Below are 4,698 nucleotides of genomic sequence, written 5' to 3'. Positions count from 1 at the left end.
GCCCTGAATAGTGCGATCGACGCCGAGAATGCGGCAATCTTCACCTACGGGGTCAGCACCGCGTTCATCGGTTCCGGTGAGCGCCGCGCCGTCGGTGACTTCGTTGCCGCACACCGGGTTCGACGCGATGAGCTGATCGCCGACCTGCTCGCGGCGGGCGGCACGCCTCCGATCGCTGCCGCCGGATACACGCTGCCGGTGCAGATCACCGATCCGGAGTCGGCCACCACCGTCCTCCTCGATGCCGAGGAGGAGTGCGCCCGCGCCTACCGGGCGATGGCCGAGCAGGTCGACACCGCCGAACTGCGTCGGCGTGCCGTGGACGGCCTCACCGACAGCGCCGTGCGCGCCGCCCACTGGCGCGGCGCCCTGGGCCAGACGCCAGTCACTGTCGCCTTTCCCGGCGCGGCGACGTCGTCGTAACCGGCCACTGACCGCCGCCGACTCATATCGCGTGTGGTGCCCAGTGTCGCGCGTCGTGCACGACGTGCGACATTAGGCACCGCGCGCAGCAATGCGGGACTGTCAGCCGCGGACCGCCGCGAGGATCTGTTCGCGTGCTGCGGCGATCGGCACCGCGGTCGCCTCGCCAGTGGCCCGGTCGCGGATCTCCACGGTGCCCTCGGCCCAGCCGCGGCCGACCACGACCACGGTCGGCATGCCGAGCAGTTCAGCATCCTTGAACTTCACGCCTGGTGAGGCCTTGCGCTCGTCGAACAGCACCTCCAGGCCCGCGGCGTCGAGGTCGGCGGCCAGCTGATGGGCCCCGGCTACGGCAGCTTCGTCCTTGTTAGCGATCACCAGGTGCACGTCGTACGGCGCCACCTCGCGTGGCCAGACCAGCCCCTTGTCGTCGTGACGCTGCTCGGCGAGCACCGCAACCAATCGCGAGACACCCAGACCGTAGGAGCCCATGGTCACCCGCACCGGCTTGCCGTTCTCGCCCAGCACATCGAGGTCGAAGGCGTCGGCGTATTTGCGGCCGAGCTGGAAGATGTGACCGATCTCGATACCGCGGGCGGATTCCAGCACCCCCGCCCCGTCCGGCGACCGATCGCCGGCCCGCACCTCGGCGGCCTCGATCACCCCGTCCGGGGTGAAGTCGCGGCCAGCCACCAAATCGACGACGTGCTGACCGGGCACATCGGCGCCGGTGATCCACCGGGTACCGGTCACCACGCGGGGGTCGGCCAGATAGGTGAACCCGGCCTCCTGCACGCCCTTCGGGCCGATGTAGCCGCGGACCAGCGCCGGATTGGCGGCAAAGTCGGCGTCGGTGAGCAGCTCGACCTCGGCCGGCTCCACCGATGCCTCCAGCCGCTTGAAATCCACTTCACGGTCGCCGGGGATACCGATCGCGGTGATCGCCCAGTCGCCGCCGGGCTGGCGGATCTTGACCAGGATGTTCTTGAGGGTGTCGGCCGCGGTCACCGCGCCCTCCAGCGCACCGTTGGCCCAGTCGACCAAGGTCGCGATAGTCGGCGTCGCCCCCGTCTCGTGCACCGAGACCGCGGGCAAACCGTCGATCGGCAGCGACGCGGGTACCGGCGTCACAACAGCCTCGACGTTCGCGGCGTAACCAGACTCGACGCAGCGCACGAAGGTGTCCTCGCCCACCTCGCATTCGGCCAGGAACTCCTCGGAGGCGCTGCCGCCCATGGCACCGGAGGTGGCGGCCACAATCACGTACTGCACCCCGAGACGGTCGAAAATCCGCTGGTAGGCGGCGCGGTGCAGAGCGTACGACTGCGCGAGACCCTCGTCGGTCGTGTCGAATGAGTAGGAGTCCTTCATCACGAACTCGCGGCCACGCAGCAGACCGGCGCGGGGGCGCTCTTCGTCGCGATACTTTGTTTGGATCTGGTACAGGATCACCGGCAAATCCTTGTACGAGGAGTACTCGGCCTTGACCAGCTGGGTGAACAGTTCCTCGTGCGTGGGGCCGAGCAACATGTCGTTGCCCTTGCGGTCGGCGAGCCGGAACAGGTTGTCGCCGTACTCGGTCCACCGACCGGAGGTCTCGTACGGCTCGCGCGGCAGCAGCGCGGGCAGCAGAATCTCCTGGGCACCGATGGCATCCATCTCGCGTCGCACGACGTCCTCAATCTTGCGGAAGACCCGCAACCCGAGCGGCAGCCAGGTGTAGATACCCGGCGCCGCGCGACGGATGTATCCGGCCCGGACCAGCAGCTTATGGCTGGACACCTCGGCGTCGGCGGGGTCGTCGCGCAGCGTGCGCAGGAACAGGGTCGACATACGCGTGATCACACCGCGCAGTTTAGCCCCGAACGCCGCTCGCTACGGTGGTCGGGTGCGCGTCCTCCTCCCCCCTTCCGAAACCAAGTCCGACGGCGGCTCCGGCGCACCCTTGGACTTCGATCACCTCTGTCTGCCGGAGCTCAATCCGGTGCGCCGCCGCCTCGCTGGCGCGATCGTCGAGCTGGCCGCTGATCTCGATGCCTCCCAGCGAGCCCTCGGACTCGGGAAGACGCAGCTCGCCGAGGTCGACCGCAATGCCGATCTGCTGCAGTCCCCGACCCGGCCGGCCATCGAGCGTTACACCGGTGTGCTCTACGACGCCCTGGACTACCGCGGCCTCACCCGCGCATCCAAGGCGAAGGCCGCCGCGCGGCTGATGATCGGCTCGGCACTGTTTGGCGTGGTGGGGGCGACCGACCCGATTCCGGCGTATCGGCTCTCCGGCGGCTCCAAGCTGCCCGGTTTCGGCACGCTGGCCTCGGTCTGGAAGCCGGTGCTCCCCCCCGCGCTGGAGTCGATCGACGAGTTCGTCGTCGATCTACGATCGGGTGCGTACCTGACCCTCGGCCCGGCGCGCGGCGCCGTGACCGCGACAGTCGTCACCGAGGCGCCGGACGGCTCCCGCACGGTGGTCAGTCACTTCAACAAGCACTACAAGGGGCTAATCGCCCGCGATCTGGTGACCACCCGCGCGACGGTGAACGACATCAACAAGCTCGCCGCCGTCCTGTCCGACGCCGGTCAGCGCGTGGAAATCACCTCTCCCACCGAGATCACCGTGGTGACTGCATGAAGATTCCGGCCCCGATCATCAATGAGCCAGCCCTCTACGACCTCACCGACGACGACGCCGCCTGCATCGAGGCCGGCGCCGTGCACGAGGCCCGCCGATACACCGAGGCCGATCTCGCCGACCGCGAGCTGTCCGGGACCGAGTTCAGCGTCTGCGAGTTCCGCGGCCTGCACGTCGATGACGCGCAACTCCTCGGCGCGCGGTTCACCGAAACGCGGATCGCGCGACTCACCGCCACAAATCTGCGTGCGGCCCGCACCACCTGGCGGGATGCGGTGATCGAGGCCTCCCGGATCGGGGCGGCCGAACTGTACGACGCCGACCTGCACTCGGTCCGGATCAGCGGGACCAAGATCAGTTTCGCCAACCTGCGCGGCGCCCGGCTGCGCGATGTGTTCTTCGACGACTGCGTCATCGACGAACTCGATCTCAGCCAGGCGCGCGCCGAACGCGTCGCATTCGGCAATACCGTGGTCCGCACCCTGCTCGTCGACCACGCCCAACTCAAGCATGTCGATCTGCGCGGTCTGGAGCTCGGCAGCTTCTCCGGCGTCGAATTTCTCCGCGGCGCGGTCATCTCCGCGCGCCAGGCCGCCGAGCTGTCCGGCGCCTTCGCCCGGCACCTCGGCGTCGCTGTCGCGGACTGACCACCGCCTGCACGATCGTCGTCGCCGCAAACGGTCCGCGGCGGCAGCGGCGATGACCTCAGCGCGCCGTGGGGAAGAACCAGTCGGCGTCGTCGTCTACGTCGTCGCCGCGCGCCTGACCGTCCGGGATTCCGCCGTACTGCTGCTCGCTCACTTGAACCTTCTGCGCGCGGACGCGACCGTAGCCGTAGGCAGCGGCCATCCCGACGACTCCGGTGGCCAGGCCGATCAGGGTGCCCACCTCGCCCGACTCGCCGCCCGCATCGGCCGAAATGCGGTAGATCCAGCCGTTCAACGCGATCACCGCGAGCGCCCCGAAACTGAGCGGCCAAATATAGACGGTCCAGGCGTTCGGTGCGGCGGCCGGAATGCCCTGAGCACGGCGGTAGACCTGCCAGCCGGTCATGATCACGACGGAGACGGCCACTAGGACCGCGGTCAGAACCGGGGACACCCACCAGGCCGCTACCGCCGCGACCAGCAGAATCAGGCCGCAGACTAGGGCGACCGCCTTGCCGATCATGCCAGCCCGATCGCGCGGTCGGCGTCGGTGAAGCCGGCCACCGGACCGATCACCACAATGGCCGGTGGCTTGAGTTCAGCCTCGATTGCCGTCTGTGCGGCGGTGGCCAGGTCGGCGCGGATCAGGCGCTGATCGGGGCGTGAGGCGTTCTCGATCATGGCGACCGGGGTGTCGGCGGCCTTGCCGCCGGCGAGCAGCGCTTGGGCGAAGGCATCGAGTCGCTGCACGCCCATCATCAGCACCAGGGTGCCCCGCAGCCGGGCCAGCGCGTCCCAATCGGTCAGCGAGTCAGGGTGGTCGGGGGCGACGTGGCCGGACACGATCACCACCTCGTGCGTCACGCCGCGGTGGGTGACCGGAATGCCGGCGAGCGCGGGCGCCGAGATCGGCGAGGTGATGCCGGGGACTACCGTCACCGGGACCCCCGCGTCGACGCAGGCCTGCAGCTCTTCGAAACCCCGTCCGTACATATACGG

General features: G+C 69.0%; 6 protein-coding genes. 3 read left to right on the top strand and 3 right to left on the bottom strand.

The features are described 5' to 3' along the window. Positions 1–423: ferritin-like domain-containing protein (locus WAW85_RS06875; protein ID WP_422558882.1), on the top strand; the 423-nt coding region annotated here is incomplete at its 5' end. Positions 424–525: 102 nt separating this feature from the next. Here WAW85_RS06875 and WAW85_RS06870 read toward each other — a convergent pair. Further along, complete coding sequence (locus WAW85_RS06870) at positions 526–2,256, bottom strand: proline--tRNA ligase (RefSeq protein ID WP_422558883.1); 1,731 nt, start codon at positions 2,254–2,256, stop codon at positions 526–528. Positions 2,257–2,311: 55 nt separating this feature from the next. On the opposite strand from WAW85_RS06870, the gene yaaA reads away from it, so the two are divergent. Both yaaA and WAW85_RS06860 read left to right on the top strand, forming a co-directional pair. Continuing rightward, positions 2,312–3,052 carry a peroxide stress protein YaaA gene (yaaA, locus tag WAW85_RS06865; protein WP_422558881.1) on the top strand — a complete coding sequence of 247 codons (741 nt, stop codon included), beginning with the start codon at positions 2,312–2,314 and terminating at the stop codon, positions 3,050–3,052. Next, positions 3,049–3,699 (top strand): pentapeptide repeat-containing protein, encoded by a 651-nt coding sequence (locus tag WAW85_RS06860; RefSeq protein ID WP_422558880.1) that lies wholly within the window; start codon positions 3,049–3,051, stop codon positions 3,697–3,699. The genes yaaA and WAW85_RS06860 overlap by 4 nt, the downstream gene beginning before the upstream one ends. Positions 3,700–3,757: 58 nt before the next feature. On the opposite strand, the gene WAW85_RS06855 is transcribed toward WAW85_RS06860, so the two are convergent. Further along, on the bottom strand, positions 3,758–4,222 hold the full coding sequence (locus WAW85_RS06855; RefSeq protein WP_422558879.1) for a hypothetical protein: 465 nt from the start codon (positions 4,220–4,222) through the stop codon (positions 3,758–3,760). Further along, on the bottom strand, positions 4,219–4,698 hold a 480-nt coding region (locus WAW85_RS06850), incomplete at its 5' end, for a uroporphyrinogen-III C-methyltransferase (RefSeq protein WP_422558878.1). The genes WAW85_RS06855 and WAW85_RS06850, both read right to left, overlap by 4 nt.

Origin of the sequence: Gordonia sp. (in: high G+C Gram-positive bacteria) (assembly GCF_049299075.1) — a bacterium.
Lineage (GTDB): Bacteria > Actinomycetota > Actinomycetes > Mycobacteriales > Mycobacteriaceae > Gordonia.
This window is presented reverse-complemented; position numbering and strand designations above follow the sequence as displayed.